At 58.8% G+C, this 26,785-nt stretch carries 23 protein-coding genes and 2 pseudogenes; 9 read left to right on the forward strand and 16 right to left on the reverse strand.

Annotation, left to right across the window (positions count from 1 at the left end):
- Nucleotides 1–53: 53 nt before the first annotated feature.
- The 5 genes and pseudogenes from CFter6_RS21720 (at nucleotide 54) to bfr (ending at nucleotide 2,987) form a co-directional block, all read left to right on the forward strand.
- Nucleotides 54–287 carry a (2Fe-2S)-binding protein gene (locus CFter6_RS21720; protein WP_061542519.1) on the forward strand — a complete coding sequence of 78 codons (234 nt, stop codon included), beginning with the start codon at nucleotides 54–56 and terminating at the stop codon, nucleotides 285–287.
- A gap of 31 nt (nucleotides 288–318) precedes the next feature.
- A complete protein-coding gene (locus CFter6_RS21725) occupies nucleotides 319–999 on the forward strand; it encodes an energy transducer TonB (protein WP_061541687.1) in 681 nt (226 codons plus the stop codon).
- 66 nt (nucleotides 1,000–1,065) lie between these two features.
- Nucleotides 1,066–1,805 (forward strand): annotated as a pseudogene (locus tag CFter6_RS21730) (MotA/TolQ/ExbB proton channel family protein).
- Nucleotides 1,805–2,221 (forward strand): ExbD/TolR family protein, encoded by a 417-nt coding sequence (locus CFter6_RS21735; protein ID WP_061541688.1) that lies wholly within the window; start codon nucleotides 1,805–1,807, stop codon nucleotides 2,219–2,221. The pseudogene CFter6_RS21730 and the gene CFter6_RS21735 overlap by 1 nt, the downstream one beginning before the upstream one ends.
- Nucleotides 2,222–2,516: 295 nt before the next feature.
- Nucleotides 2,517–2,987, forward strand: coding sequence for a bacterioferritin (gene bfr, locus CFter6_RS21740; protein ID WP_014007847.1), 471 nt, complete (start codon nucleotides 2,517–2,519; stop codon nucleotides 2,985–2,987).
- A 77-nt stretch (nucleotides 2,988–3,064) separates the two neighbouring features.
- On the opposite strand, the gene CFter6_RS21745 is transcribed toward bfr, so the two are convergent.
- The 10 genes from CFter6_RS21745 to CFter6_RS21790 all read right to left on the reverse strand — a co-directional run bounded on the left by CFter6_RS21745 (nucleotide 3,065) and on the right by CFter6_RS21790 (nucleotide 15,237).
- Nucleotides 3,065–3,385 (reverse strand): DUF167 domain-containing protein, encoded by a 321-nt coding sequence (locus CFter6_RS21745; RefSeq protein ID WP_061541689.1) that lies wholly within the window; start codon nucleotides 3,383–3,385, stop codon nucleotides 3,065–3,067.
- Nucleotides 3,382–3,924, reverse strand: coding sequence for a YggT family protein (locus tag CFter6_RS21750; RefSeq protein WP_061541690.1), 543 nt, complete (start codon nucleotides 3,922–3,924; stop codon nucleotides 3,382–3,384). Before CFter6_RS21750 ends, CFter6_RS21745 begins: the two co-directional genes overlap by 4 nt.
- A gap of 333 nt (nucleotides 3,925–4,257) precedes the next feature.
- Nucleotides 4,258–4,971 (reverse strand): histone H1-like DNA-binding protein, encoded by a 714-nt coding sequence (locus CFter6_RS25275; protein ID WP_082814937.1) that lies wholly within the window; start codon nucleotides 4,969–4,971, stop codon nucleotides 4,258–4,260.
- A 501-nt stretch (nucleotides 4,972–5,472) separates the two neighbouring features.
- Nucleotides 5,473–6,648 (reverse strand): ribonucleotide-diphosphate reductase subunit beta, encoded by a 1,176-nt coding sequence (locus CFter6_RS21760; RefSeq protein WP_061541691.1) that lies wholly within the window; start codon nucleotides 6,646–6,648, stop codon nucleotides 5,473–5,475.
- Between the two features lie 143 nt (nucleotides 6,649–6,791).
- A complete protein-coding gene (locus CFter6_RS21765) occupies nucleotides 6,792–9,716 on the reverse strand; it encodes a ribonucleoside-diphosphate reductase subunit alpha (protein ID WP_014007854.1) in 2,925 nt (974 codons plus the stop codon).
- A 450-nt stretch (nucleotides 9,717–10,166) separates the two neighbouring features.
- The gene (gene ampD, locus CFter6_RS21770) at nucleotides 10,167–10,808 is read right to left on the reverse strand and encodes a 1,6-anhydro-N-acetylmuramyl-L-alanine amidase AmpD (RefSeq protein WP_061541692.1); all 642 of its coding nucleotides are present in this window, start codon (nucleotides 10,806–10,808) and stop codon (nucleotides 10,167–10,169) included.
- A 12-nt stretch (nucleotides 10,809–10,820) separates the two neighbouring features.
- On the reverse strand, nucleotides 10,821–12,299 hold the full coding sequence (locus CFter6_RS21775; protein WP_061541693.1) for a sigma-54-dependent transcriptional regulator: 1,479 nt from the start codon (nucleotides 12,297–12,299) through the stop codon (nucleotides 10,821–10,823).
- A gap of 24 nt (nucleotides 12,300–12,323) precedes the next feature.
- Nucleotides 12,324–14,063, reverse strand: a complete 1,740-nt coding sequence (locus tag CFter6_RS21780) for a sensor histidine kinase (protein WP_061541694.1) — start codon at nucleotides 14,061–14,063, stop codon at nucleotides 12,324–12,326.
- Nucleotides 14,064–14,161: 98 nt separating this feature from the next.
- Nucleotides 14,162–14,431: a PP0621 family protein gene (locus CFter6_RS21785; protein ID WP_061541695.1), complete on the reverse strand. Its 270-nt coding sequence runs from the start codon at nucleotides 14,429–14,431 to the stop codon at nucleotides 14,162–14,164.
- Nucleotides 14,428–15,237 (reverse strand): cytochrome C assembly family protein, encoded by an 810-nt coding sequence (locus CFter6_RS21790; protein WP_061541696.1) that lies wholly within the window; start codon nucleotides 15,235–15,237, stop codon nucleotides 14,428–14,430. The genes CFter6_RS21785 and CFter6_RS21790 overlap by 4 nt, the downstream gene beginning before the upstream one ends.
- 272 nt (nucleotides 15,238–15,509) lie before the next feature.
- Here CFter6_RS21790 and ffh point away from each other — a divergent pair, with 272 nt between their 5' ends.
- Nucleotides 15,510–16,877 carry a signal recognition particle protein gene (gene ffh, locus CFter6_RS21795; RefSeq protein WP_041742543.1) on the forward strand — a complete coding sequence of 456 codons (1,368 nt, stop codon included), beginning with the start codon at nucleotides 15,510–15,512 and terminating at the stop codon, nucleotides 16,875–16,877.
- Nucleotides 16,878–17,201: 324 nt separating this feature from the next.
- On the forward strand, nucleotides 17,202–17,576 hold the full coding sequence (locus CFter6_RS21800) for an SWIB/MDM2 domain-containing protein (protein ID WP_041743727.1): 375 nt from the start codon (nucleotides 17,202–17,204) through the stop codon (nucleotides 17,574–17,576).
- 103 nt (nucleotides 17,577–17,679) lie between these two features.
- Here the strand turns inward: CFter6_RS21800 and CFter6_RS21805 are convergent, their stop codons facing one another.
- The 5 genes and pseudogenes from CFter6_RS21805 to CFter6_RS21825 form a co-directional block, all read right to left on the reverse strand.
- Nucleotides 17,680–18,384, reverse strand: a complete 705-nt coding sequence (locus CFter6_RS21805) for a hypothetical protein (RefSeq protein WP_150118838.1) — start codon at nucleotides 18,382–18,384, stop codon at nucleotides 17,680–17,682.
- 72 nt (nucleotides 18,385–18,456) lie between these two features.
- Nucleotides 18,457–19,887: an alkaline phosphatase gene (locus CFter6_RS21810; protein WP_061541698.1), complete on the reverse strand. Its 1,431-nt coding sequence runs from the start codon at nucleotides 19,885–19,887 to the stop codon at nucleotides 18,457–18,459.
- A gap of 54 nt (nucleotides 19,888–19,941) precedes the next feature.
- A pseudogene (locus CFter6_RS21815) lies at nucleotides 19,942–21,383 on the reverse strand (alkaline phosphatase).
- A 215-nt stretch (nucleotides 21,384–21,598) separates the two neighbouring features.
- Complete coding sequence (locus tag CFter6_RS21820) at nucleotides 21,599–22,204, reverse strand: lytic transglycosylase domain-containing protein (protein ID WP_061541699.1); 606 nt, start codon at nucleotides 22,202–22,204, stop codon at nucleotides 21,599–21,601.
- Nucleotides 22,205–22,322: 118 nt separating this feature from the next.
- On the reverse strand, nucleotides 22,323–24,065 hold the full coding sequence (locus tag CFter6_RS21825; RefSeq protein ID WP_061541700.1) for a proline--tRNA ligase: 1,743 nt from the start codon (nucleotides 24,063–24,065) through the stop codon (nucleotides 22,323–22,325).
- 275 nt (nucleotides 24,066–24,340) lie between these two features.
- On the opposite strand from CFter6_RS21825, the gene CFter6_RS21830 reads away from it, so the two are divergent.
- A complete protein-coding gene (locus CFter6_RS21830; RefSeq protein WP_061541701.1) occupies nucleotides 24,341–24,916 on the forward strand; it encodes an RNA pyrophosphohydrolase in 576 nt (191 codons plus the stop codon).
- Between the two features lie 8 nt (nucleotides 24,917–24,924).
- Complete coding sequence (locus CFter6_RS21835; RefSeq protein ID WP_236904443.1) at nucleotides 24,925–25,539, forward strand: CNP1-like family protein; 615 nt, start codon at nucleotides 24,925–24,927, stop codon at nucleotides 25,537–25,539.
- A gap of 80 nt (nucleotides 25,540–25,619) precedes the next feature.
- Here the strand turns inward: CFter6_RS21835 and proB are convergent, their stop codons facing one another.
- Entirely contained in the window at nucleotides 25,620–26,738 is a 1,119-nt protein-coding gene (gene proB, locus CFter6_RS21840) for a glutamate 5-kinase (protein ID WP_061541703.1), read from the reverse strand.
- Nucleotides 26,739–26,785 lie beyond the last annotated feature (47 nt).

Raw genomic sequence — 26,785 nt, forward strand, 5'->3', positions numbered from 1 at the left:
TTCTTAATTTCGATTTCTTAATCTGCCTTTTAACCATGGCAGTGAGGTACAAAATGATCGTTTGTATTTGCAATAACGTGTCGGACCGCAAGATCCGGCAGGCAGTCGATTCGGGCATGTCTTCCATGTCTGAATTGCGCGAGAACCTGGGGATTGCCACCTGCTGCGGGAAATGTCATTCCTGCGCGAAAAGCGTATTGCGCGAATGCCTGGATAACCGGGCCCCGGCAGCCCTTCGCCATGTTCAAGCATTGGTATTTCAACAAAACATACAAGCTGCTGCTTAGTACACAGCGACCCAGCAGGATCAGCGCAACCATGTCGTCAGCAACAATCAGCTCCCCTGCGCTTGCGTGGAAAAAGATAAAACGCATTGGCCCCCTGGGGACGATCCTCCTGCTGCACGTCGCCTTTTTCTGGGCCCTGGAAAGCGGCTTGATTCACCAGGCCGCGCAAGCCGTGCCAAAGGAAATTTTCGCCAGCTTCATCACACCGGAAAAAGCACCTGAGCCGACGCCGGCCGCACCTACGCCGGTCGCACCGAAAACCGTCGCCGTCGTCAAGAAAAACATTACCCCGCCACGCCCCACGCCGGTAGTCAACAACACTCCGTCGGAAACCGCCATTTCAGTACCGACGCCGGCGCCGCAACCGCCCCAGCATGAGGAACCGGCAGCAGCTGCGCCGCCGGCGCCGGCCGCCGCCCCGCCCCAGCCGCGCACCATCACTTCCGGAGTCGAATACATCCAGCCGCCCGACGTGAAATATCCGGCGGCCTCCAAGCGCATGGGCGAAGAAGGCAAGTCGGTCATCCGTGTCCTGATCAATGAAAAAGGCCGCGCCGAGCGCGTCGAGGTGCAAAAATCCTCCGGTTCCAGCCGCCTCGACGATGCCGCCAAACAAGCGGTAATGCGAGCTTTGTTCAAGCCCTATATGGAAGATGGCAAGCCGCTGCCGGTATTTGCCATCGTGCCTATCAATTTCCAGTTATCCAATTAATCAACGGCGCTCTTGGCGCTCCGCCGAGGCAGCCGCACTCAGTTCACAGATACAAGGGAGTTCATCATGGAAGTAAGTCCGTACGGATTGGAAGCGCTCTGGAGCCAGGGCGATTTCGTCATTAAAAGCGTCGCCGTGCTGCTGGTGGCGATGTCGATTGCATCCTGGTATGTGATCCTGACCAAGGCCTTGCAGATCCTGCGCTTCCAGCGCGCCGCGCACGCCGCCGGCCACCAGTTCTGGGACACCACCAGCCTGCCGGAAGGCATCGCCACGCTGGGCACCGAGAATCCGTTTGCCGAAGTAGCCCAGGCCGGCGTTTCCTCGATGCGCCACCACGCCGCACACAAGGGCCATTTGCACGATCAGCTGTCGGTCAGCGACTGGGTCACCCTGTCCCTGCGCCAGGCCATCGACGAGGTGTCGGGCAAGCTGCAGAGCGGCATGGCGGTACTGGCTTCAGTCGGCTCCACCGCGCCTTTCGTCGGCCTGTTCGGCACGGTCTGGGCATTTATCACGCGCTGGTGTCGATCGGCACTTCCGGCCAGGCCAGCATCGACAAGGTCGCCGGTCCGGTCGGCGAAGCGCTGATCATGACCGCCCTCGGCCTGGCCGTGGCGATCCCGGCCACCTTCGGTTATAACGCCCTGGTGCGCGGCAACAAGACCATCATCGCCAAACTGAATAAATTCGGCTTTGACCTGCACGCCCTGTTTGTCACCGGCTCCCGCTCCAGCAGCAACGAAACGGACCACGCCAACGGCTCGAACAATGGCGCCAAGCTGGTCGCCGTGAAAGGTGCATGATGGGCATGGGTTCCCTGTCCGATTCGGACGACGATTTTAATCCGGAGATCAACACCACGCCGCTGGTGGATGTGATGCTGGTGCTGCTGATCATCTTTATCATGACCATCCCGGTGATGAACCACGCGGTAAAAATCGATTTGCCGCGCGCCACCAACCAGCCGGACCAAACCAAGCCGGAAAACATCAACCTGTCTATCGATGCCGACGGCAAGCTGTTCTGGAATGAGGAAGTGGTCGACCGCAACGAACTGAATGCGCGTATCGCCGTTGCGGCGCAAAAGCAGCCGCAGCCGGAATTGCATTTGCGCGCGGCGCGCACGGTGCAATATGAAAAAGTGGCCCAGGTGATGGCGGCAGCCCAGTCGGGCGGCCTTGGAAAAATCGGCTTTGTCACCGATCCGGACGCCAAGTAGGAACGGCGCCGCATAAGCATTCACGGCGGCCGGCGGCCGCCTCTACAAGAGCCTGTGCCGCCATGCACAGGCTTTTTTTTCGTCCGGGGCGGCTATCGTGGCGATGCACAAATCACAATGAAAATGATTCGCGCTACCTGATGATGAAAAAGCTTATCGCTTGCGCTATCATGGCTGCGATTTCGGTTGAAAGTCGCTTAAGCGACGCGCCGATCAAGTGAGAAGCCGGCATACAGTCCAGAAATCCCCGACTTTATCGCTGTGCACTCCGCATCCCCATCATAGCGAGGTTCCCATGCAAGGCGAAAAACAAATCATCACGCTGCTCAATGCGCAGCTGACCAACGAACTGACAGCGATCAACCAGTATTTCCTGCATGCGCGCATGTACAAGCACTGGGGCCTGGAAAAGCTCGGCAAGAAAGAATACGAAGAATCGATCGGCGAAATGAAGCATGCCGACAAGCTGATTGACCGTATCCTGATGCTGAACGGCTTGCCAAACCTGCAAGCGCTGCACAAGCTGATGATCGGCGAATCGACGCCGGAGATGCTGCAATGCGACCTGAAACTGGAGCAAGGCGCGCAAAAAACCGTCAAGGACGGCATCGCTGCCTGCGAAAAGGCCGGCGATTATGTGTCGCGTGAACTGTTCAAGGAAATCCTTGAAGATACCGAAGAACATATCGACTGGCTGGAAACCCAGCTCGATCTGATCGACAAAGTCGGCCTGCAAAACTACCTGCAAAGCCAGATGGACGCTTAAACCGGCGTCTTCCCGGAGTACCGGCTCGCGGCTTCCGATTCATCATCGGAAGCCGTTTTTCTTTTCTTGGCCGCAGTTTACTGCGCCAATGCCAGCAAACTGCGCATGACGGCTTCCGCCTTCAGTGACGGACCAAGCGCTTCGACGATTTTGCGCCTGTTGGCAAGGCCGTGGGTGATGACAACCTGGCTGCGCGGCACATCCAGCAGTTCCGCCAGGTAGCGCACCAGCGCTTCATTCGCCTTGCCCTCTATAGGCTGCGCCTGCAAGCGCAGCTTGAGTACATTCTCCAGGGGGCCGACGATCTGGCTTTTCTTGGCGTTAGGCGTCACCTGCAGCGCCAGCCTGACGCCGCCGGCAATATCGGAGCACCATGCAGCGCCCGCCTTTTGGTTCATGCCATCGACGTGATCAGGTAAATCACCAGCTGGTGCACCACCCGCAACAGTATCAGCGCTGCCAGCGGCGACAGATCGATATTGCCGATCAGCGGGATGATCCTGCGCAAAGGCCGCAGCAGCGGCTCATTGAGTGCCCGTACAAAGGGCGCCAGGGGCGCATTCGGATTCACCCAGCTAAAGATCGCCTCGATGATCAGCAGCGCAATCAGCCCGTAGAATACCCACTGAAAAAACAGCAGCGCCGACAGGCTGAAGATCAGCGAAGCATTCAGCGCCGACCTGACGCCCAGCTCCAGCAGGATGCAGATGACGGCAACCAGGGCCGCGCCTATCAGGCTGGCCCAGTCATAGCCGCCAACCCCCGGCAGCAAGCGGCGCAGCGGGCGTACAGCCCAGTCGGACAAGGTAAAAATGAATTGCGCCAGCTGTTGCGGAGGCCGTACCCGCACCGCCTGGATCCAGAACCGAAGCAACAAGACGCCGCCCAGGACGCTGGCGATAGTTTCGATAATCAAGGTGAAAATGTTCTGCAGCACGACGTGTTTCCCTTTCCAGATGAGGCAACGATACAGGCGAGCCGTCAATCCGCGACGACCCAGCCCATTTACTGATAACTTACCCGAATTCGGGTGGAAGATGTAGAGCCTGTGGGCGAACGCCACGTTTCAAGAAAAGAACGGACTTACCAGCTGGCTATCGTAGCAGTTATTTCAGGTTCGCTGACAGGCCTGCATGGCCGGGCGCCACGCTCATCGCACTTGTCTGCTGCGCCCGATACCCGTAGCCGCAAATAAAAACCCGCTGAAGGGCGCTAGGCCATTCAGCGGGCGATATACCTGAACTTAATCAGGTAAGCCGACAAACGCTAATTACGGGCGTGTGCCAGTTGGGAAAGGCCAAGCTGCTGCCGGGTTCAGCACGGTAGTTGCTGCTGGTGCCGCTGGCTTTGCTGCTGGCTTCTTGGCTGCAGGTTTCGCTGCGGCCTTTTTAACAGCTGGCTTGGCTGCAGCAGGTTTCGCTGCAGCTTTAGCTACTGGCTTTTTTGCTGCTGGCTTAGCCGCGACTTTCTTGACTGCCGGCTTTTTGGCCGCTGGTTTCGCTGCTGCCTTGGCAACCGGCTTCTTGGCTGCTACCGCTTTTTTAGCTACTGGCTTTTTGGCCGCGACAGCTTTCTTAGCAACCGGTTTCTTGGCTGCTGGTTTTGCTGCTGCTTTCTTAGCTACTGGCTTTTTGGCCGCGACAGCTTTCTTGGCAACCGGTTTCTTGGCTGCTGGTTTTGCTGCTGCTTTCTTAGCTACTGGCTTTTTGGCCGCGACAGCTTTCTTGGCAACCGGTTTCTTGGCTGCTGGTTTTGCTGCTGCTTTCTTAGCTACTGGCTTTTTGGCCGCGACAGCTTTCTTGGCAACCGGTTTCTTGGCTGCTGGTTTTGCTGCTGCCTTAGCTGCCGGCTTTTTCGCTGCTACAGCTTTCTTAGCAACTGGTTTCTTAGCTGCTGGTTTTGCTTTAGCTGCTGGCTTCTTGGCCGGGGCTGCTTTCTTCGCAGCGGGTTTCTTCGCTGCGGGTTTCTTTGTTGCTGTTGCCATTTTGTTTCTCCTTCACGTGATGGAAAAAATCAAGCTCCAAGTTGGAAACCCGACGAACCCATCGCGATGGGAACGGCGGATTATTCATCGGCGCAATCAACTCTGCTTGCGCTAATGAATTCGGCACCAGCTGAACTGCTCCATCCCCTCATTGATGCAGCACTTCAGCCATTATTGGTTAAGGGCCTTTTCCCGGCTTCCGGGCCGGGAAAAGGAATTCGCATCACCTGTCGGCTGCGATCCTTAGCCAAAAAAACGCCAGCGGCTATGCCGGCGTCGGAATTCTGTTACAAAACGGTTGGTTTTTCCAAAGAAAACGCCGCCAAACCCGACCGAATCGGGGTAAGCGGCGACAACAGATAAGTACGTTTCTGTCTTTGGCTGTTCATTAAATTTGGAAATCACCTTTTAGTTTGCAGACTTTTTTATAGTACTAAGCGCTGCAGGTTTCCATTTACCTCGTCCATCCACTTCATTATTCTTGTCCGAGATCTGAAGCCTTTATTCCCAGTTCAGGGCACCGCCTGTTTGATATTCGATTACACGAGTCTCAAAAAAGTTGCGTTCTTTTTTCAGATCGATCATCTCGCTCATCCAGGGGAAGGGATTTTCTTCCTGAGGGAACATCGGGTCCAGTCCGATCTGTTGCGCGCGGCGATTTGCGATGAACCGCAAATAACCTTTGAACATTGGCGCATTCAAACCGAGCACTCCACGCGGCATTGTATCCTCTGCGTAGCGATATTCCAACTCTACTGCGCTTAAAAACAACGCTTTGATCTCGTCGCGGAATTCCGGCGTCCACAAATGCGGGTTTTCCATCTTGATTGTGTTGATCAGATCGATCCCGAAATTGCAGTGCATCGACTCGTCGCGCAGGATGTATTGATACTGTTCTGCCGCGCCCATCATCTTGTTCTGGCGGCCCAGGGCAAGGATCTGCGTGAAGCCGACGTAGAAGAAAAGGCCTTCCATGATGCAGGCGAAAACGATCAGCGAGCGCAGCAATTTCTGGTCGTTTTCAGTAGTGCCGGTCTTGAATTCGGGATCGGTCAGCGTATTGATGAAGGGGATCAGGAATTCGTCTTTGTCGCGGATCGATTTGACTTCGTGATAGGCGTTGAAGATTTCCGCTTCGTCCAGGCCGAGCGATTCCACGATGTATTGATAGGCGTGGGTATGGATCGCTTCCTCGAAAGCCTGGCGCAGCAGGTACTGGCGGCACTCCGGCGCGGTGATGTGGCGGTAGGTGCCGAGCACGATATTGTTGGCGGCGAGCGAGTCGGCGGTGACGAAGAACCCCAGGTTGCGCTTGACCAGGCGGCGTTCGTCTTCGGTCAGGCCGTTCGGGTTCTTCCACAGCTCGATATCGCGCTGCATGTTGATTTCCTGCGGCATCCAATGGTTGGCGCAGCCGGCCAGGTACTTGTCCCAGGCCCATTTGTACTTGAACGGCACCAGCTGGTTGACGTCGGTATGGCCGTTGATGATGCGCTTGTCCGCGGCATTGACGCGGTGCGTGACATCGACTGCAGGTGCGGCAGCTGCCTGCCCCACCAATGCCGGGTTGAGAGCGGTATCGGACATCTGCGGACGCGCCGAAGGAGCAAATGCCGGTTGCGCCGGCACAGGCGGAGTACGAGGGGCCGAACTTTTTTCTTCATCCCAGGAGAGCATTCTTTATTCCTTTATCTTTCGTAGGGTGGGCACCCGTGCCCACGCGTGACGTCAACTCGGTCACCAAGCTTGTTTCGGGAACGCGTAGGCAAAACTTCTTGCCCACCCTACTTTTGCAATTGTTTCGTTTTATCTGACTGATGTTACTGGCAGGCTTCGCACTCTTCGAATCCTGGATCGCCGGGACGCATGGTGCACGCCGGACCATCCAGTTCCTGTGGCGCGGCTGCAACAGCAGCAGTGCCGTAAGTTGCCGCCGCACCGCCGCTGGCGCCGCCGTCTACCGACACGGCGTTCAGGGCGCCGGTCTTCGATGTCGACTTCTCGGTATGCGTCGCGCCAATGGTGCGCAGGTAATAAGTGGTCTTCAGGCCGCGCAACCACGCCAGCTTGTAGGTTTCATCCAGCTTCTTGCCGGATGCGCCCGCCATGTAGATATTCAGCGATTGCGCCTGGTCTATCCATTTCTGGCGACGCGACGCTGCTTCCACCAGCCAGGACGGCTCGACTTCGAACGCGGTGGCGTAGATGTCGCGCAGGTCTTGCGGAATGCGGTCGATCTTGGCCAGGCTGCCGTCGAAATACTTGAGGTCGGAGATCATCACTTCATCCCACAAGCCGCGTGCTTTCAAGTCGCGCACCAGGTATTCATTGATTTCAGTGAATTCGCCTGACAGGTTCGATTTCACGTACAGGTTCTGGTAGGTCGGCTCGATGCAAGCCGATACGCCAATGATGTTCGAGATGGTCGCAGTCGGCGCAATCGCCACGCAGTTCGAATTGCGCATGCCGAATTCCTTGATGCGGCCGCGCAGCTCAGTCCAGTCCAGCGAAGCGGACATGTCCGCTTCGAGATAACCGCCACGCTCTTCCGCCAGCAGCTTCAGGGAATCCTGCGGCAGGATGCCGCGGTCCCACAGGGAACCGCGATAGCTGCTGTAGCGGCCGCGCTCTTCCGCCAGCTCGGTCGACGCCCAATAGGCGTGGTAGCAGACCGCTTCCATCGACTTGTCGGCAAATTCAACCGCGGCTTGCGAAGCATAAGGTACGCGCATCATGTGCAGGCAATCCTGGAAACCCATGATGCCGAGGCCAACCGGACGGTGCCGCAGGTTGGAATCGCGCGCCTTCTTCACTGCATAATAGTTAATATCGATCACATTATCCAGCATGCGCATCGCAGTATTGATGGTTTTCTGCAACTTGGCGTGGTCCAGCTGGCCGTCTTTCATGTGCGCAGGCAGGTTGACCGAGCCCAGGTTGCACACGGCGATCTCGGATTCGTTGGTGTTGAGGGTGATCTCGGTGCACAGGTTGGAGCTGTGCACCATGCCGACGTGCTGCTGCGGCGAACGGATGTTGCATGGGTCCTTGAAGGTGATCCATGGATGGCCGGTTTCAAACAGCATCGACAGCATCTTGCGCCACAGGTCCAGCGCCTGGATCTTCTTGAACAGGCGCAGGTCGCCGCGGGCGGCCCGGGCTTCGTAGCCGGTATACGCTTCCTCGAAGGCCTTGCCGACCTTGTCGTGCAGGTCCGGCGCATCGCTTGGCGAGAACAGGGTCCACTCGCCCTTTTCCATGACACGCTTCATGAACAGGTCCGGAATCCAGTTGGCGGTGTTCATGTCGTGGGTGCGGCGGCGGTCGTCGCCGGTATTTTTGCGCAGGTCGAGGAATTCCTCGATGTCCATGTGCCAGGTTTCCAGGTAGGCGCAGACTGCGCCTTTGCGTTTGCCGCCCTGGTTGACCGCGACGGCGGTATCGTTGACCACCTTCAGGAACGGCACCACGCCTTGCGACTTGCCGTTGGTGCCTTTGATATGGGCGCCCAGCGAACGCACCGGGGTCCAGTCGTTGCCCAGGCCGCCTGCATATTTGGCCAGCAAGGCGTTTTCCTTGATCGCTTCGTAGATGCCGTCGAGATCGTCGGCCACGGTGGTCAGGTAGCAGGACGACAGCTGCGAGCGTTGCGTGCCCGAGTTGAACAGGGTCGGCGTCGAGCTCATGAAATCGAAGCTCGACAGCAGGTTGTAGAACTCGATGGCGCGCGCTTCGCGGTTCACTTCATTCAGCGCCAGGCCCATCGCTACCCGCATGTAGAACGCTTGCGGCATTTCGATGCGGATCTCGCGGACGTGCAGGAAATAACGGTCATACAGGGTTTGCAGGCCAAGGTAACCGAATTGCAGGTCACGTTCCGGCTTCAATGCTTCGCCCAGTGCTTTCAGGTCGAATTGCGCCAGCTTGGCATCCAGCAAGTCGGCTTCAATACCCTTTTTAATAAATTTCGGGAAATATTCAAGGTATGCCTCCGGCGCATCGGCTTGCGCCACTTCCTTGCCGAACACTTCCTTGCGGATCGTGTGCATCAGCAGGCGCGCAGTAACCGTGCTGTAGGCAGGGTCTTTTTCCATCAGCGCACGGGCCGCCAGGATCGCCGACTTGTGCAGTTCTTCGACCGGCACGCCGTCGTACAGGTTCTTGACGGTCTCGGCCAGGATGGCTTCAGCGTCGACGTGTTTTTCCAGGCCGATGCACGCGGCGGTAATCAGGCTGCGCACCTGTTCCATGTCCAGCACACGGCGCTGGCCGTCTTCGGTCACGAACAATTCGGTGCCGGCTACGGTCGGCTTGGCGCCGGTCTGCTGCTGCGAACGCTCTTCCATGCGCTTGGCGCGGTACAGCACGTAGGCACGCGCCACGTCGTGCTCGCCGGAGCGCATCAGGGACAGTTCGACCTGGTCCTGGATATCTTCAATATGGAAAGTGCCGCCATTCGGCTGGCGGCGCACCAGGGCGGCGACGACGTTCGAAGTCAGCTGTTCGACCAGCTCGCGCACCCGTGCCGATGCCGCACCCTGGCCGCCGTTGACGGCGAGGAATGCCTTGGTGACGGCGATCGAGATCTTGGACGGTTCAAAACCGACTACGGCGCCATTGCGGCGGATGATTCGGTAGTCGCCGAAACTGCTGGATACCTTGACGGGAGAGCCGCTGCCGGTGGATGGCTGAACACCAGCGATGTCAGCTGATGATTTAACGGAAATTTCTTGAGTAGATTGCACTGAGCCTCCCGAGACTGTGAAAGCAGGCGAAACAATTACGCCTGCTGTTATTAATTAGAACCTTGGAACCGTTGATGGTTCAGATACTGCTATTACTGCATCAGTCATTGCTGTATCGGCTGCCTGTCGGCAGGCGTTCGCGACCGATGCCCGAATCAAGATGAAAAAGAGAAAAACCAGCGTTAAAAGAATGGTTGACGAAGACCGGCAACAAACCCAGAGGCCGCTTAGCAGCCTGTCCGACACCTGCATTTATACTGACATGAGTACAAAAACAAAACACCACATAGGTGGACAGACCATGCAAGGCAAACCAAGGACGAAATACGAGAAAAGACACTACAAACACTACATATAGTTTTCTGGATTTGATTTTTACTAATTGTAGTACCTAGAACTCGCCGATGCAATCCAAAAGTAGGATCTTTTTTATATACAAAAACAGACTAATCAATTGACTTTTTTGTCTATGGCAGGAAAGTGCAGCGCAGGCTTGCCTGGCGTTTTTGGTGCATGCCCGGCTAAGGCTTGCTGGTATTGGGTCCAGTCAAAAAAAGGACCGGGATCGGTCTTTCTGCCGGGGGCAACATGCTCGTGTCCGGCCACCGCGGCGAGAGGGTAACGCAACTGCAAGGCGTGGGTCAATGCCGCCAGCGCACGATATTGCAGCGCGGAAAATTGTTCGAAATCGCTGCCTTCAAGCTCGATGCCGATGGAAAAATCATTGCAGCGCTCACGGCCTTCGAAACACGAAGCACCTGCGTGCCAGGCCCTGTCGTTGGCAGAGACAAACTGGACTACCCCGCCGTCGCGCAGTATCAGGAAATGGGAAGAAACCCTGAGCGGGCGCAGCTGTTCGAAATAAGGATGGGCGTCATAATCCAGGCGATTGCCGAACAGGTCGGCTATATAGGGGCCGCCAAACTGTCCCGGCGGCAGGCTGATGTTATGGATCACCAGCAGATCGGCGGTGTTGCCGTCCGGCCTGGCGTCGCAATTGGGGGAAGACTGGCGCACCACTTCATCGGGACGGCACCAGCCGTCTGCGCCGATTTCAAAACTTGGGGGAAGCGGTTTTTGCTGCTCCGTCATTGTTACCTGATCCTAATCTTGCTCGTGGATCGACAATCGCTGCATCCGGTAGCGCAGCTGGCGAAAACTGATGCCCAGCAGATCGGCGGCCTTGGTGCGGTTGAAATGCGTGCGCGTCAGCGCCTGCCGGATGACGTCGCGCTCGATATCGTCAAGATAGTCCGGCAACGATGACGGCAGTTCGCCGCCATTCAATTGTACCGCCGCGCCGGGCGCAGCCGACTCCAGGTTCGTCGCCATGGGCACGCCGGCAACCGCTGCGGCCTCGCTGTAGTGATCGGCCAAGTCAGGCATTTCCGCCGGCCGTCCCTGGCCGCCCTTCAGACCCAGATCCGCCACTTCGATGACGCCGTCGTTGGCAAACGCCAGCGCCCGCTCCAGGATATTTTCCAGTTCGCGCACATTGCCGGGAAACGCATAAGCGCACAGCGCCGACAACGCCGCCGGCGCCAGCGTCACCTGTTCCGCCTCCGGTGTAAACGTCGACAAGCGCGCCAGGATCGCGGCGACCAGCAGGCCGATGTCGTCCAGCCGCTCGCGCAGCGGCGGCAATTTTAATTCGATGACATTCAAACGATAGTACAAATCCTGGCGAAATCTACCTGATTCGACACACTCGGCCAGATTCTGGTGGGTGGCGCTGACCAGGCGCACATCTACCGCCTCCTCCACCGTCGCCCCAACCTTGCGCACGCGGCGCTCCTGGATCGCACGCAACAGCTTGACCTGCATCGCCAGCGGCAGGTCGGCGACCTCATCCAGCAGCAAGGTGCCGCCGTTGGCGGCCTGGAAAAAACCGTCGCGGTCGTCGGCGGCGCCGGTAAACGCGCCTTTGCGATAGCCAAAGAACTCCGCTTCCATCAAGGCTTCCGGGATGGCGCCGCAGTTGACGGCGACAAACGGCTTGTCGGCGCGCGGACTGAGCGCATGGATATCGCGCGCCGCCAGTTCCTTGCCGCTGCCGGACTCGCCGGTGATCGCCACCGGCGCCATGCTGCGCGCCAGGCGCACGATCTGCGTGCGTAATTCCTGCATGGCGGCAGACTGGCCGATGAGGCGCAACGCCGAGCTTGAGCCGGCGCGCAGCTTCGAGTCCGCCGCCGGACGCAGGTTCTCCACCGGCTTACCGACACGCAGAGCCGACTGCACCATCAGGCGCAGTTGGTCCAGCGCCACCGGTTTCGATAAATAATCGAAAGCGCCTGCTTTCAGCGCCATGACGGCATTGTCGGCGCTGCCATAAGCGGTGATCACGGCAATCGGTATGACCTTTTCGCCAGCGCTGACTTCGCGCACCAGCTCGATTCCGAGCCCGTCCGGCAGGCGCATGTCGGTCAGGACCAGCGCATATTCATTTTGCGCCAGATGGCTGCGCGCAGCGGACAGGCTGTCGGCGCTGTCGACATCCAGCCCCATCTTGACCAAGGCGATTTCCAGCAGTTCGCGCAGGTGCGCTTCGTCGTCAACAACCAGAATACGGGGTGAGCTCATGGCATTCGTCTTTTTCAGTCAGTTCTAATCAGCAGGAGACACAGGGTCATGGGCAGCAAACGCAATAACAAAACGACCACTCACATGGCTGGAATTCTGTCCTTGGACATCATGCCGGTATTCATAATCGAGCAACGCGCCGTTATTCAAGCATAACTCGCGCGCTAAAAACAAGCCCAGCCCGGTGCCCTTGCTGGAGGTGGTATAAAACGGCTCGAACAGGTGCGCCCGCACCGCCGGTGAAATCGGTTCGCCGTCGTCCTGCACATGCAGCTCCAGCCGCCCGGCGACGCTGGACATCACCTGCAAGCGCATCCCGCCCGGCTGGCCGCTGGCGTAACGCACTGCGTTCGACAGCAGGTTGGTCACGACTTCGCGCAGATGCAAGGGATCAAACCAGACGCTCTGCCGCTCCGCCGCGTCGATCTGCAAGTCAATCGCGGCCGGCGCCACCGCATGGGTCTGCCTGAAATCCCTGACGATATCCTGCAGCAAGGGCGCCAGCAAAATCGGTTCGAGTTGCCGTTGCGCCTTGCGCGACAGCTTCAGGATATCCTCAATCATGCGGTTCAGGCGCGCTACATTGTCTTCGATGATAGTCAGCAGGCGCGCCTCCGCCTCGTCAGTCGCCTCCTCCGCCAGCAAGGTCGCAGCATAGGAAATCGACGCCAGCGGGTTGCGCACCTCATGCGCGATGCTGGCGGTCAGGCGGCCCATGGCTGCCAGTTTCAGCTGCTGGGCCTGGTTCTCGATTTCACTGACATCCTGCAAAAAGATGACCGCACGGTACTCGCTCAGCTCGCGCATCCTGACCGCGGCAAAGCGCACTTTCAGATGCGCCGCCAGTTCGCGCCGGCCGCTCCAGTCGATGGCGGCGGCGTCCTGGCCAAGGTCATCGGTATGCTTGATGGTGACGAATACAGCCTCGCCTACTGCCGGCGAAACCGCGTGCGGCAGGTCGCCGGCCCGCGATTCCCAGGCAAACAAGGCATCCGTTATTGGCGCCAGCATCGCATAGTCGCTCAATTTGTGCTGCTGTTCCTCGTCCAGCAAGGATAAGGACAAACCCAGCATACGCTCCGCCGCCGGATTCGCCATGATCAGGGTGCCAAGCGGATCGACCACCAGCAAGCCATCGCCCATGTCCTTGATCGCGATGCGGTTGATATCCATTTGCACCCGCAGGTCCCTGCCGCGCTGGGTCGCCAGTTCCTCTTGCTTGATCAGCTTGTCGGCCAGCCGGTTGATCACCAGCACGGCAAAAAAGAAAGCGCCGCCATACAAACCGGCCTGCAGGGAGGAGGCATCCGGCGCCGACTGCAATATCTGATAACCGCTTTCCGCCAGCAGCACCATGGTCGCAATCGAGACAAACAACAGCGCCACCAGCAGCGGCGCCAGGATGGCTGCGCCGGCCAGGGGGAACAGATACAGGATCGCCAGGCCGCCCTTGGCGCCGCCGGCGCCTATATACAGGATGGACACCGCGATCATGTCCACCGTGATCGGCAGCACTATCTGCGCCATGTAATGGCGGTGGTAATAAGCGGTGACCAGCGTGAAGATGGCCGCGCACAGCAGGTAGACGCTGCAGGTCTGCGGATTGGTAAACAGCTGCGAGAACCAGGTTTCGTTTTTGCTCTGGGTGCTGAGGTAGGCCAGCATCACCATCGCCACCACGATCCGGGTCACGTTGAATGTCTGCAACGTACGCCAGAATGTATCCGGTTTACCGTTCATGGGAGTGAGGCTGGTGCTAATCATGCATGTCCTGTCTCACAATGGATCGTGCAGCCGCAAGCCGGGCGCTCTCAAGCGCCGGCTTCGACTGGAATGTGCGTAACGGCTCAAGTGGGCAGGGTTCAGGTCGAATGCAGGCGACGGTGTTCCGCACTGCAAAAAACCGCGCCGGAAGCATCGGCCAAGGCCTCCGACGCCGGGAAATGCATGCCGCAATGGGCGCAAGCGACTATGGCTTCAGCCTGCGGCGAATCGCCGGCGGCGGAAGCCGCGGCGCCACTGTTGAAGGTCGGCTCGCCTGGTGCCGGACGACTCTGGGTGAGGTTCTTTTTCAGGCGCTGCAGCCAGACGATTACAGCCAGGACGACAACAATCAAAATAATCAGTTTCATACTAATACCCGATGCAACACAACTTCAAGCACGAAGCGGCTCCCTACATACGCCAATAATAAAACGGCAAACCCGGTCAAGGTGAAACTGAGGGCAGTGCGGCCGCGCCAGCCCTGCCACCTGCGGCCCGCCAGCAGCAGCCCGAACAAGGCCCATGACAACATGGTGAAAATGGTCTTGTGATCCCATTTGAAAGCCTTGTTGAACAGCTCTTCGGAAAACACCACACCCGACAGCACCGTCAGCGTCAACAGGAAAAATCCGAAAGCAATCAGGCGAAACAGCAGTTTTTCCATGGTCAGCAAGGCCGGCAAGCGATCCAGCGCAACCCCGAACCAGCCGGCTTTCGCCGCGCCCGGCCGGGTATGCAGGCGCGACTCCTGCAATACCATCAGCACTGCGTGGAATGCGGCGATAGTCAGGGTGCTGTAGGCCAGGATGGAAATCACGATATGCCACAGGAACACCGGCGACTTGCCGTTCAGCGGCACCATGTTGCCCGGGAATATGGCCGGCAGAATCGCCGCCAGCGCCGCCATCGGCAGCACCAGGACCCGCAGGCCGTCCAAGGTATAGTTGCGGTTCTCCAGCCAGTAGGCCGCGACCGACACCCATAAGGTGGCCGACAGCATCATCGAAAACCCGACCCGCAGCTGTTCCGGCCCGACCACGTCGGACCACAGCACGCCGCCGTGCAGCACCCAGGCGGCGGCGACAACAATGGAAATGGTCTGGCGCCGGCTCGACGGCAAAAAGGTGCAGCCTATATATAGCAGCGCCACCAGAACGAAAAGATATGTTTGCATCGTGTAAGTTTACAACATGTGGCGTCTGCGCGGCGTGCTCAAACAGGGTGACTGGCCGGGCTGGCGAACCGGACCGCGATTTCTTGCATCTTGTACATCATCCGTGGCGATCCCCGACGCATGCCTCTATTCCCGGGTCAGCCTCGGCCGGCATCAGGTAAAATGGCTGTTTACATGCATTATCGTGGCCATTTAATGCGCGTCCGTGCATTGCAGACGCAAAAACCGGGCCACATTGACCCATCGCAGTTCTTCTGGAAACGCTGTTACCCATGCTCGACAATCTGACCCAACGCCTCGCCAAAGTCGTCAAAACCATGCGCGGCGAAGCGCGCCTTACCGAAACCAATACCGCCGACATGCTGCGCGAAGTGCGCCTGGCCTTGCTGGAAGCCGACGTCGCCTTGCCGGCGGTGCGCGAATTCATCGCCAACGTCAAGCAAAAAGCGCTGGGCGAAGAAGTGATTGCTTCGCTGACCCCGGGCCAGGCCCTGGTCGGCGTGGTGCAGCGCGAGCTGGCCTCGCTGATGGGCGCCGACCTCGGTCCTGAGGCGTCGCAGCTGAATTTCGCTACCCAGCCGCCGGCGATCATCCTGATGGCAGGCCTGCAGGGCGCGGGTAAAACCACCACCGTCGGCAAGCTGGCCAAATACCTGCGTGAACAAAAGAAGAAAAAAGTACTGACCGTTTCGGCCGACGTCTACCGTCCGGCCGCGATCGGCCAGTTGCAGACCGTGACTGCCCAGGTCGGTGCCGACTTCTTCCCCACCGCCACCACCGACAAGCCGGTCGAGATCGCGCTAGCCGCGCTCGACTACGCCAAGCGCCATTATCACGATGTCCTGATCATCGACACCGCCGGCCGGCTCGGCATCGACGAAGCGATGATGAAGGAAATCAGCGCCATCCATGCCGCCGTCAAGCCGATCGAAACCCTGTTCGTGGTCGACGCCATGCTCGGCCAAGACGCCATCAATACCGCCAAGGCCTTCAGCGACGCCCTGCCGCTGACCGGCATCGTGCTGACCAAACTGGACGGCGATGCGCGCGGCGGCGCCGCGCTGTCGGTCAGGCATATCACCGGCAAGCCGATCAAGTTCGCCGGCACCGCGGAAAAGCTGGACGGCCTGGAAGCCTTCGATCCGACCCGCATGGCCAACCGCATCCTCGGCATGGGCGACATCCTGGCCCTGGTCGAAGAAGCCCAGAAAGGCGTCGACGTCGCCGCCGCCAAGGACCTGGCGCACAAGATCAAGGGCGGCGGCAAATTCGACCTGAACGACTTCAAGGCGCAGCTCGGCCAGATGAAAAAAATGGGCGGCTTGTCCAACCTGATGGACAAATTGCCGGCCCAATTCCAGCAGGCGGCAGGCGGCGCCAATATGGACCAGGCGGAAAAACAGGTACGCCGGATGGAGGGCATCATCAACTCGATGACTGCCCAGGAACGGGCCAAGCCGGAGCTGATCAAGGCTTCGCGCAAACGCCGCATCGCCGTCGGCGCCGGCGTCCAGGTGCAGGAAGTCAACCGCATGCTGTCGCAATTTGACCAAATGCAGTCGATGATGAAAAAACTCAAAGGCGGCGGCATGATGAAAATGATGCGCGGCATGAAAGGCATGATGCCGGGCATGCGCTAAACACCGTATCGCCACGTCGCGCCACTCTCGCGATACCCTGAAAAGCCTTGCAAGTCATTGACTTGCAAGGCTTTTCGTCAATTTGCGACGTTTGTGGGAAGCCGCCGGCCGGCGGCGCCGGCCATTTGTTACCTTGCCCGGATTCCGGCAACCGGCCGCAAAAGCCCGCCAAGCGGGCGTTTCCCCCGCCATGCCGGACGTTCCGCTTCCGTATCAAATCCCGCACAAACCCGCAAAAAACGCTTGCATCGCCAGGAAAAGCGCAACACTATTAGCGATGCGTGCTTGACGCATTTTTTCACTATCCCTGAAGGAGGCTCAAAGATGGCCACAGCCAAAAAACCAGCAGTTGCAGCAAAGAAGCCAGCAGCGACCAAAGCAAAAGCAGCTCCGGTCAAAGCGGCAGCCAAGCCTGCAGTAAAAAAAGCCGACGCTCCGAAAGTAGCGCGCAAGCCTAACGCAGCATTCATGAAAGCATTGACGCCGTCAGCTGTCCTGGCTGCTGTCGTCGGCGCGACACCGCTGCCACGCACTGAAGTCACCAAGAAGGTTTGGGAATACATCAAGAAGCACAAGCTGCAGAATCCAGAAAACAAACGCAATATCATTGCGGATGAAAAACTGAAAGCTGTCTTTGGCGGCAAAAAAGAAGTGTCGATGTTTGAAATGACCAAACTCATTTCCGATCACTTGAAATAATGCTTAGGGCCTAGCTGGATTTTGTCCAACCCGCCGCCCTGAGTGCCAAACAAAAACGCCCGCATCACGCGGGCGTTTTTGTATCTGCAGAATCGGGTCGCCTCTAATCGAGCAGATCCGAGTAGTCGATTTCCGCATAACCAGCCAGTGTCTTCCACGGCAAGACCGGCGGCGCCGCGATCACGCTGACCGCGGTCTGGCGGCGCGCCAGACCGTGCGCATCGAACGACTCCACCAGCCGCGGATACTGGCCCTTGACGTCCCAGCTGACCCGCACTGTCAATTCCCCGCGCTTGCTTTCGTATAGCTGGACGCCGTCCTTGGCCGGACCGACGGCACGCATGTTTTTCAAGCTCTGCGGATCGCTCAGGTAAAACGTACTGCCCCAGTTGCCGTTGAAGCCGATGTTGCCGTAATACTGGGAGTCGACCTTGACGGTGCGGCGCTGGTGCCGCTCGATCAAACGCGCATCCAGCGAACCGTCGGCCTGGCGGCGCACCCACATCGGCGAGCTGCCGGCATCCGGATGGTTGTGCCCGCTGTGGTCGTGCTGATCGGCGGCGTCCGCGGTTCCGGCCGCAGTTCCAGCAACAGTCAGGCGCTCGGTCCATACCTGGTCGCTGCGCCGGTACAGGCGCTCGGTGAATGTCGTTTCGCGCTTGACGCCGTCACGTCCCAATACCATCGAATAGTGCTGCACCTGCAGGTTCTGGTCAGGCGCATTGACAGCCGCCAGCACCGCCGGCAGCGGCGACAGCAGGACCAGCGCGGCCATCAGCTTGCCGGCATTGCCTGCGATTTTTTTCAATAAAATCATTTTTCCACCAAAAGAATTGCCGCCATTATTGCGATGGCGGCATCGGTATTACTAAAAAAAGGATTACAAGCCAAGTGCGTTTTTCACTTTGCCAAACACCTTGATGTTTTCAAACGTGCCCTTGAAACTGTCGCTGCCGGCACCGGCCGAGAACAGCATCACGTCGCCGCCGCCGTGCGTCTCCGAACCAGGCGAACCGGCAAAACGCACGCCGACCTGCTGCAGGTAGTCATCGGCTTCGGTATCGACATTGGTCAGGTCGCCGTCTTCCGGGCGGCGCGGCGCGCTGCCGTTGCCGAACACCAGCGTGGTGTAGGGTTTGCCGTCGGCCGCCAGCGCCAGCTTGCCGTCGTAGTAGTTGGCGACCTTGCCCAGGATCGGATTGCCACGCTTCGGATAGCCATTGAAACCGATCGCATGATCGTGGTCGGCGGTAACCACTATCAATGTGTCTTTCAGGTCGACAAGTTCCAGCGCCTTCTTGATCGCGGCATCAAAAGCCAGGGTGTCTTCCAGCGCGCGTTTGGCGTTGGTGCCGTGCAAGGCATGGTCGATGCGGCCGCCTTCCACCATCAGGAAATAGCCTTTCGGATTCTTCTTGAGCACGCCGATGGCTTTTTCGGTCATCTCGGCCAGGCTCGGCTGGTTCAGGTTTTTCTTGACGCGGTCCAGTTCGTAATCCATGTCGCTGGCGCTGAACAAGCCCAGCAGTTTGCTGACACCGGCCGGATTGACGTTCTTCAGTTCGCTGCCGGAAGCGACGTAGGTATATCCCGCCGCCTTGAACATGCCCAGCGCATCGAGCTCATCGTTACGCTGGCTGCCCGCCGTGCTCTTCGGCAGGAAATGCCGCAAGCCGCCGCCCAGCAATACATCGACGCCATCCTTCAACGCCGTGTTGTAGCGCGCCGCGCCCGGCGTCGCCTGTTCGGTGATGGTGTTGTAAGCGTCGCGGTTGCAGACGTGGGAATAAGTCGTGGCCGGAGTCGCATGGCTGATGCGGGTGGTGCTGACGGCGCCGACCGCCTTGCCGGCGCCTTTGGCCAGTTCCAGCAAAGTCTGCACCGGCTGGCCGTTGCCGGCCACGCAGGTGGAATCCGCCTTGACTTGATACGGCTTGCCGTTGGCGTCGAAGGCATTGGTATCGGAAGACATGGAAATCACATCGTTCTTCATCTTGACGCCAGTCATGTACGCCGCCATCGATGGTGCGCTATCGGTGGTCTGGGCATCCAGCGAGAAGGTCTTGACGCGCGCAGTGCGGGTCAAGGTCTCCATGGTCAGGCGCCCTGCTTCGCCATGGCCGTAGATGCGCGCGGCGGTGACAGTCACCGGGCCCATGCCGTCGCCCAGGAAGAAGATGACGTTTTTCGCGGCCGCGGCGTCGGCCGCCATGACGTTCGCGGTGAAAAGTAAAGACAGCGGCGTCAACGCGCACAGTGCGGCGCATTGGTAGATCCGGCGCTGGAATTGCTTGCTAGCTGGTTTAATCATGGTCTGTACCTTTGTCTATCTTGGGCAAATTCGTTCGGTAAATTCGAAGCGGCATCACAGGCCGACAGCTTTTTTCACCAAGCCGAACACTTCGGTGTTGTCGAGCACGCCGCGGATATTCTCGGCCCCAGTCCCTGCGCACCGATGAAGACGTTGGTGCCGCCGTGGGTTTCGCCGCCGGCTTCGGTCGGGATCACCGACTCTTGCATGTAGTCCTTGTCAGCCACCTGCATGTCGGACAACGCGCCGCGCGTGGCCAGGTGGTTGGGGCCGTTGCCGAAACCGATCACGGTGTAAGGGTTGTTGTTGATATCGCGTTCAGGCTGGCCGGTAGCGACATTTTTCACCAGGCCGAGCACACCCGGCTCGCTGCTGGTGGTCTTGCCGGTGCGCTTGGCGTAGCCGTTCAGCAGGATCGAATGGTCATGGTCGGCAGTAACCACCACCAGGGTGTTTTTCAAACCCGGATCGACTAGCTGCATCTTGTCCAGCGCGACCTTGATCGCCTCATCGAAAGCAACGGTTTCCTGCAACGCGCGCCGCGCATTGGTGGCGTGCAAGGCATGGTCGATGCGGCCGCCCTCAACCATCAGGAAGAAGCCGGTCTTCTTGCTGTTCAGCAGGTCTATCGATTTGCCCGTCATCTGCGCCAGGCTCGGCTCCTTGGCGGCGTCGCGGTCCAGATCGTAAGTCATGTGGTCCTTGTGGAATAGGCCGACCACTTTTGGCGTTGCGGCGCCGATCTTGTCGAACTCGGCAAAGTTGCTGGCATAGGTATAGCCGGCCGCCTTGAATTCCGCCACCAGGTCGCGGCTGTCGCTGCGCTTGCTGTCGGCGTCGGCTTTCGGCAGGAAATGACGGCGGCCGCCGCCGAAAATGACGTCGACGCCATCGCTCAGCTTGCTGTTGAAGCCGGCGCCCTTCGGCGTCAATTGCGCGGCGATATTGTTTTCGCCGTCGCGGTGGCAGATATGCGAATAAGTCGCCGCCGGCGTCGCATGCGTGATCCGGGTGGTGGTCACGACGCCGGTGCTGTAACCCTTGGCCTTCATGATCTCCAGTAGAGTGTCGGCTGGCGTGCCGTTGCCGGCGGGGCAGGTGCTGTCGGCGCCGTTGACATAACTTTTGCCGCCGGCGTCGCGGGCGCTGGTATTGGCCGACATGGCAATCACTTCGTTGTTCGCCTTGACGCCGGTCATGTAGGCCGCCATCGACGGTGCGCTGTCGGTCACTTGGGCATCGTTGGAATAGGTAGTGACGAAACCGCTTTCCGGCAGGGTATCGATGGTCAGGTCGCCCTCTTCGCCCACTTTGTAGATGCGGGCGGCAGTCATGGTGGTGATGCCCATGCCGTCGCCCAGGAAGAAGATCACATTCTTGCCCGGCTTGACTTCAGGCCGCTCGACCGGCACCTCGACCAGCGGATTGCTGGAACCGCTACACCCCGCCAACACCATTGCTCCCGTGGCGGCGGCAATCAAAATACGTAATTTCATTCATCGCTCCGTGTTGTCAATCAGAAACATGCAATCATTTGTAATAATGTGTAACAACTGTAACCAGAAGTTATTACATGCTGATGACGAAAGAGCATGGATCTTCAGAAAATGGGAGGCACAACGGAAGGTTGACCCGTGCAATGCCGGGTCAACCAAAGGGAAGAAGGAGGAGCTATGAGCTTGCTGCGCGACCGTTGTTGGCCAAGGAAGTGTTACTTGCGTGCGGATACCGTATGGATCGGCAGGTCATCCTTGTATTCCCAGCGTTTCCACGCTGCCAGCACGGCGTTGGGATATTCGGGACGGCCGCGGCTGCCGTTGTAGCGGCCGAGCGCGAGGTACAGGTTGCCCTTTTCCATGTCGATATACATGCGCAGGATCGAACAGCCGTAACGCAGGTTGGTCTGCATGTTGAACAGCTTGCTGCGGTCGGCGTCGCCGATCACGCGGGTCCAGAACGGCATCACCTGCATGTAGCCATGGGCGCTGACGCTGGACAGCGCGTACTTGCGGAATGCCGATTCGACCTGGATCAGGCCCAGCACCATGCCGGGATCAAGGCCGGCGCGCTTGGCTTCATACCAGGCGGTTTCCAGGAATTCGATGCGCACCTGCGCATCCGGCAGCTTCTTCTTCAGGCGTTCCGACATTTCACCCAGCCAGTACAGGTACTGGATGCGCTGGTCGATTTCAGAGAACTGGGCTTTTGGGGGACGGGCGTCATTGATGGCGCGCGACAAAGCCAGGCGTACCGAATCCGCCAGCTCTTCTTCTTTTTGATTTCCGGCGTGCGCCATGCTGCAGAGCAGCAACAACATGGGCAACAAGCCAAGCCAACGAGACCAGCGCAATCGATACTCCCCAAAATACACTTTTATTTTGGGGAGAGTATACAAAGAAAACGGCGCAAAAAACCAATCCGCCGCAAATCTGTTGTTATTGGGAAACCAGGCGAGCCTTGATGAAGTCTGCCACCTCCGCCAGCGGTACCGTAGTTGCCTCGGTATCGCGCCGTCCCTGGTACTCCAGCTGGCCATCCTTGAGGCCGCGGTCGCCGATCACCACCCGATGCGGCACGCCGATCAGCTCCCAGTCGGCGAACATCGCGCCCGGGCGCTCGCCGCGGTCGTCCAGGATGACGTCGACGCCGGCAGCCAGCAAGCTGTCGTACAGCTTGTCGGTCTCGGCCTTGACCGCTTCGCTGCGGTCATAGCCCATAGGGCACAGGACTACTTCGAACGGGGCGATGGAGGTCGGCCAGATGATGCCCTTGTCGTCGAAATTCTGTTCAATCGCGGCGCCCAGGATGCGTGTGATGCCAATTCCATAACATCCCATCTGCAGCATCTGCGGCTTGCCGTTCTCGTCCAGGAAAGTCGCTTTCATCGATTCCGAATAGGCGGTGCCCAGCTGGAACACGTGGCCGACTTCAATCCCGCGCAAGATCGCCAGGGCGCCCTTGCCGTCCGGCGAAGGGTCGCCTTCCACCACATTGCGGATATCGAACACCATAGGCTCGGGCAAGTCGCGGCCCCAGTTGACGCCGGTGTAGTGGAAATCCACTTCGTTGGCGCCGCTGACGAAGTCATGCATGTTGGCGACAGTGACGTCCGCCACTACGGTAACCGGCTTCTTTGTATTGACCGGGCCAAGGTAGCCTGGCGGCGTGCCGAAGTACTCGACAATCTCCTGTTCGGTAGCAAAACGATAACCGGCCAGGCCGGGAATCTTGTTGGCCTTGATTTCGTTGAGCTCATGGTCGCCGCGCAGCATCAGCAGCCAGACCACCTTGCTTGCCGGCTCTTTGTCGGTTGCTTCTTTTTCAACAGTCAGGACGATCGACTTGATGGTTTGCGTCAAAGGCAGCTGCAGCAGCTCGGCTACCGCTTCGCATTTGGCCTTGCCCGGCGTCGCCGTCTTGGTCAACGCCTGGGTCGCCGCGCCGCGGGCCGGATACAAGGGCAGGGACTCGGCCGCTTCCATGTTGGCGGCGTAATCCGAGTTCGGGCAATACACGATGGCGTCTTCGCCGGTAGCGGCGATGACGTGGAATTCGTGCGAACCGGTACCGCCGATGGCGCCGTTGTCGGCCGCCACCGCCCTGAATTGCAGGCCAAAGCGGTTGAAAATCCGGACGTAGGCGTCGTACATGATCTGGTAGGACTGTTTCAGGCCATCCAGGTCGCGATCGAAGGAATAGGCGTCTTTCATCGTGAATTCGCGTCCGCGCATCAAACCGAAGCGTGGCCGGCGCTCATCGCGGAACTTGGTCTGGATATGGTAAAAATTCACCGGCAGCTTGCGGTAAGAGCGTAATTCAGTGCGAGCGATGTCAGTAATCACTTCTTCCGAAGTCGGCTGGATGATGAAGTCTCGGCCGTGACGGTCCTTGACGCGCATCAGTTCGGCGCCGTATTTCTGCCAGCGCCCGGTTTCCTGCCAGAGTTCGGCCGGCTGCACTACCGGCATCAGCAATTCCACCGCCCCGGAACGGTTCATCTCCTCGCGCACAATGCTCTCCACCTTGCGGATCACGCGCAAACCCATGGGCATGTAGGTGTAAATGCCGGAACTGATGCGTTTGATCATGCCGGCGCGCATCATCAGCTTGTGGCTGACGATTTCAGCGTCGGATGGAGCTTCTTTGAGCGTGGAGATAAAAAAACGGGAGGCGCGCATAACGATGAATTCTTTTTAAAAAGAGAGGGTTATAATCAACTCAATTTTAAAGGATTAGCTGGCTGATGCGCCTACTCTTTGCACAATTGATTGATGTTCTGGCCATTGTTGTCACTGGCAAGGGCAGATTGCGCGCCTAATCGGGCGAGGACAGAGCTTTCCGCCTAGCCATGGCGGCTGTACGGGCCTGTTCCGCAAATGATGACGGCAAGCAAAGATTTAGCAGAAATACGCAAATAGAGCCGCCCGGCCGCAGAAAGTTTTGAGGTAACAACATGCTTGACCGTGAAGGCTTTCGCCCGAACGTCGGCATTATCTTGCTCAACACCCAGAACGAAGTCTGGTGGGGCAAGCGCGTGCGTGAACATTCGTGGCAATTTCCACAAGGCGGTATCAAATACGGTGAAACCCCGGAGCAGGCAATGTTTCGCGAACTCGAGGAAGAAATCGGGCTGAAGGCGGAACACGTCAAGATCATCGGCCGTACCCGCGACTGGCTGCGCTACGAAGTGCCGGATCATTTCATCAAGCGTGACGTGCGCGGACATTATCGCGGCCAGAAACAGATCTGGTTCCTGCTGCGCATGGTCGGACGCGACTGCGACGTCAACCTGCGCCTCACCGAACACCCCGAATTCGACGCCTGGCGCTGGCATGATTACTGGGTGCCGCTGGATGTCGTGATCGAATTCAAACGGGATGTCTACCAGCGCGCCTTGCAAGAATTATCACGTTTCCTGACGCGCCCGCTGCAAAACGCGCCGCATCACGCCCGTCACCTGCGCACCGGCCATGGACCGCGCGCATCGACGCAATCCCCTCCGGCCTGTGCCGAACCCGAAAAGAAGTGAGTACCCCTATGGCTTTTGCCTTTCGCGCCTTTCATTTTTCTCCCGCTACAAACAAGATACTGCAGCTGCTGGCTGCCAGCCTGCTGTTGCTGAGCGCCGTCACCCAGGTGCACGCCGCCGGCGATCCGTTCAATCCCGGCGCCGGTGCGAGTTCCAGCAATTCAGGCATGTCTGACGATGACGATTACGACGACGGCAAATCCTGGCAAGAAGCCAAGACCGAAATCCCGCCGCAGCCGCAAGCCGCCAACCTGGTGTCGTTTTATGTCAGCCCGACCGCCACCATGAATTTTTTCATCGATGTCAATTCGATATCGGCCGGCAGCGACGGCGTGGTGCGCTACACGCTGGTCAGCAAGAGCCAGGGCGGTGCTGAAAACATCAGCTACGAAGGCATTCGCTGCCAGACCTATGAGAGCAAGTCATATGCATTTGGCCAGAAAGACGGCAGCTGGTCGCGCGCGCGCCTGAGCGGCTGGAAGCAGATCAGCGAATCGTCGGGAAACCGCCAGCATGCCGCTCTTGCCAAAGACTTTCTTTGCCAGGATGGCATGATAGCCGGCAAAGTTGAGGACATACGCAGCAGGCTGCGCAGCAACCGTCCGATCAAACCGGGCAGCTGACCCGCCCTGCCCGCATGTAAAAACGGCTCCTGCAATTTGCGGAGCCGTTTTTTATTGTCCGGAGCTGCCGGTCTTGCCGCCTAGAGCAAGACCATGTTGTCTCGATGGATCAATTCTGATTCTTCGACAAAACCCAGGATAGACTGGATCTCCGCCGATGGATGGCGCATGATGCGGCGCGCTTCCGAACTGGTGTAATTGCTGATGCCGCGCGCGATGGCGTGGCCGTCGACATCGGTGCAGGTAATGACGTCGCCGCGGCCGAACTCGCCGGATACGGCGGTTACGCCGATCGGCAGCAGGGATTTGCCTTCGTTGCGCAGCTTTTGCACGGCGCCGGCATCCAGCACTACCTTGCCGGCGGTTTTCAGATGATCGGCCATCCACTGCTTGCGCGCGGTGAGCTGCGCGGTCTGCGCATTCAATTGCGTGCCGATGGCTTCGCCGCTGGCGAGCCGGGTCAGCACCGCATCTTCGCGGCCCCAGGCAATTACCGTGTGTGCGCCCGAGGTGGCGGCGCGCTTGGCGGCCAGGATCTTGGTGATCATGCCGCCGCGGCCGATGCTGGTGCCGGCGTCGCCCGCCATCACTTCCAGCGCCGGATCGCCGGCTTTGGCTTCATGCACGAACTCCGCATTCGGGTCCTTGCGCGGATCGGCCGTGTACAAACCCTTCTGGTCGGTCAGGATGATCAAGGCGTCGCCTTCGATCAGGTTGGCGACCAGCGCGCCCAAGGTGTCGTTGTCACCGAACTTGATTTCATCGGTGACCACGGTGTCGTTCTCGTTGATGATCGCCACCACGCCGAAGCGCAACAGGGTAAACAGCGTCGAACGGGCATTCAGGTAGCGTTCGCGGTCGGCCAGGTCGGCGTGCGTCAGCAATACCTGGGCGGTGCGTATGTTGTGGGCGCGAAAGCTGGTTTCATAGATCTGCGCCAGGCCCATCTGGCCGACGGCGGCGCAGGCCTGCAGTTCGTCGATGCTGGTCGGACGTTTGTCGAAACCGAGCCGCTGCATGCCTTCGGCCACGGCGCCGGAACTGACCAGCACGACTTCCTTGCCCATCGCCCGCAACTCGGCGATCTGGGTCGCCCATTTTTCGATGGCGCCGGCGTCCAGGCCCTTGCCGTCATTGGTCACCAGGGAGGATCCGACTTTGATGATGATGCGCTTGGCTTTTTGAATGACGGAATTCATATTTTTATCTATCGTGCCTCGGCGACTGGCGAGGGTGGCGGGAAAAA

Origin of the sequence: Collimonas fungivorans (assembly GCF_001584145.1) — a bacterium.
GTDB classification, from domain to species: Bacteria; Pseudomonadota; Gammaproteobacteria; order Burkholderiales; family Burkholderiaceae_D; genus Collimonas; species Collimonas fungivorans.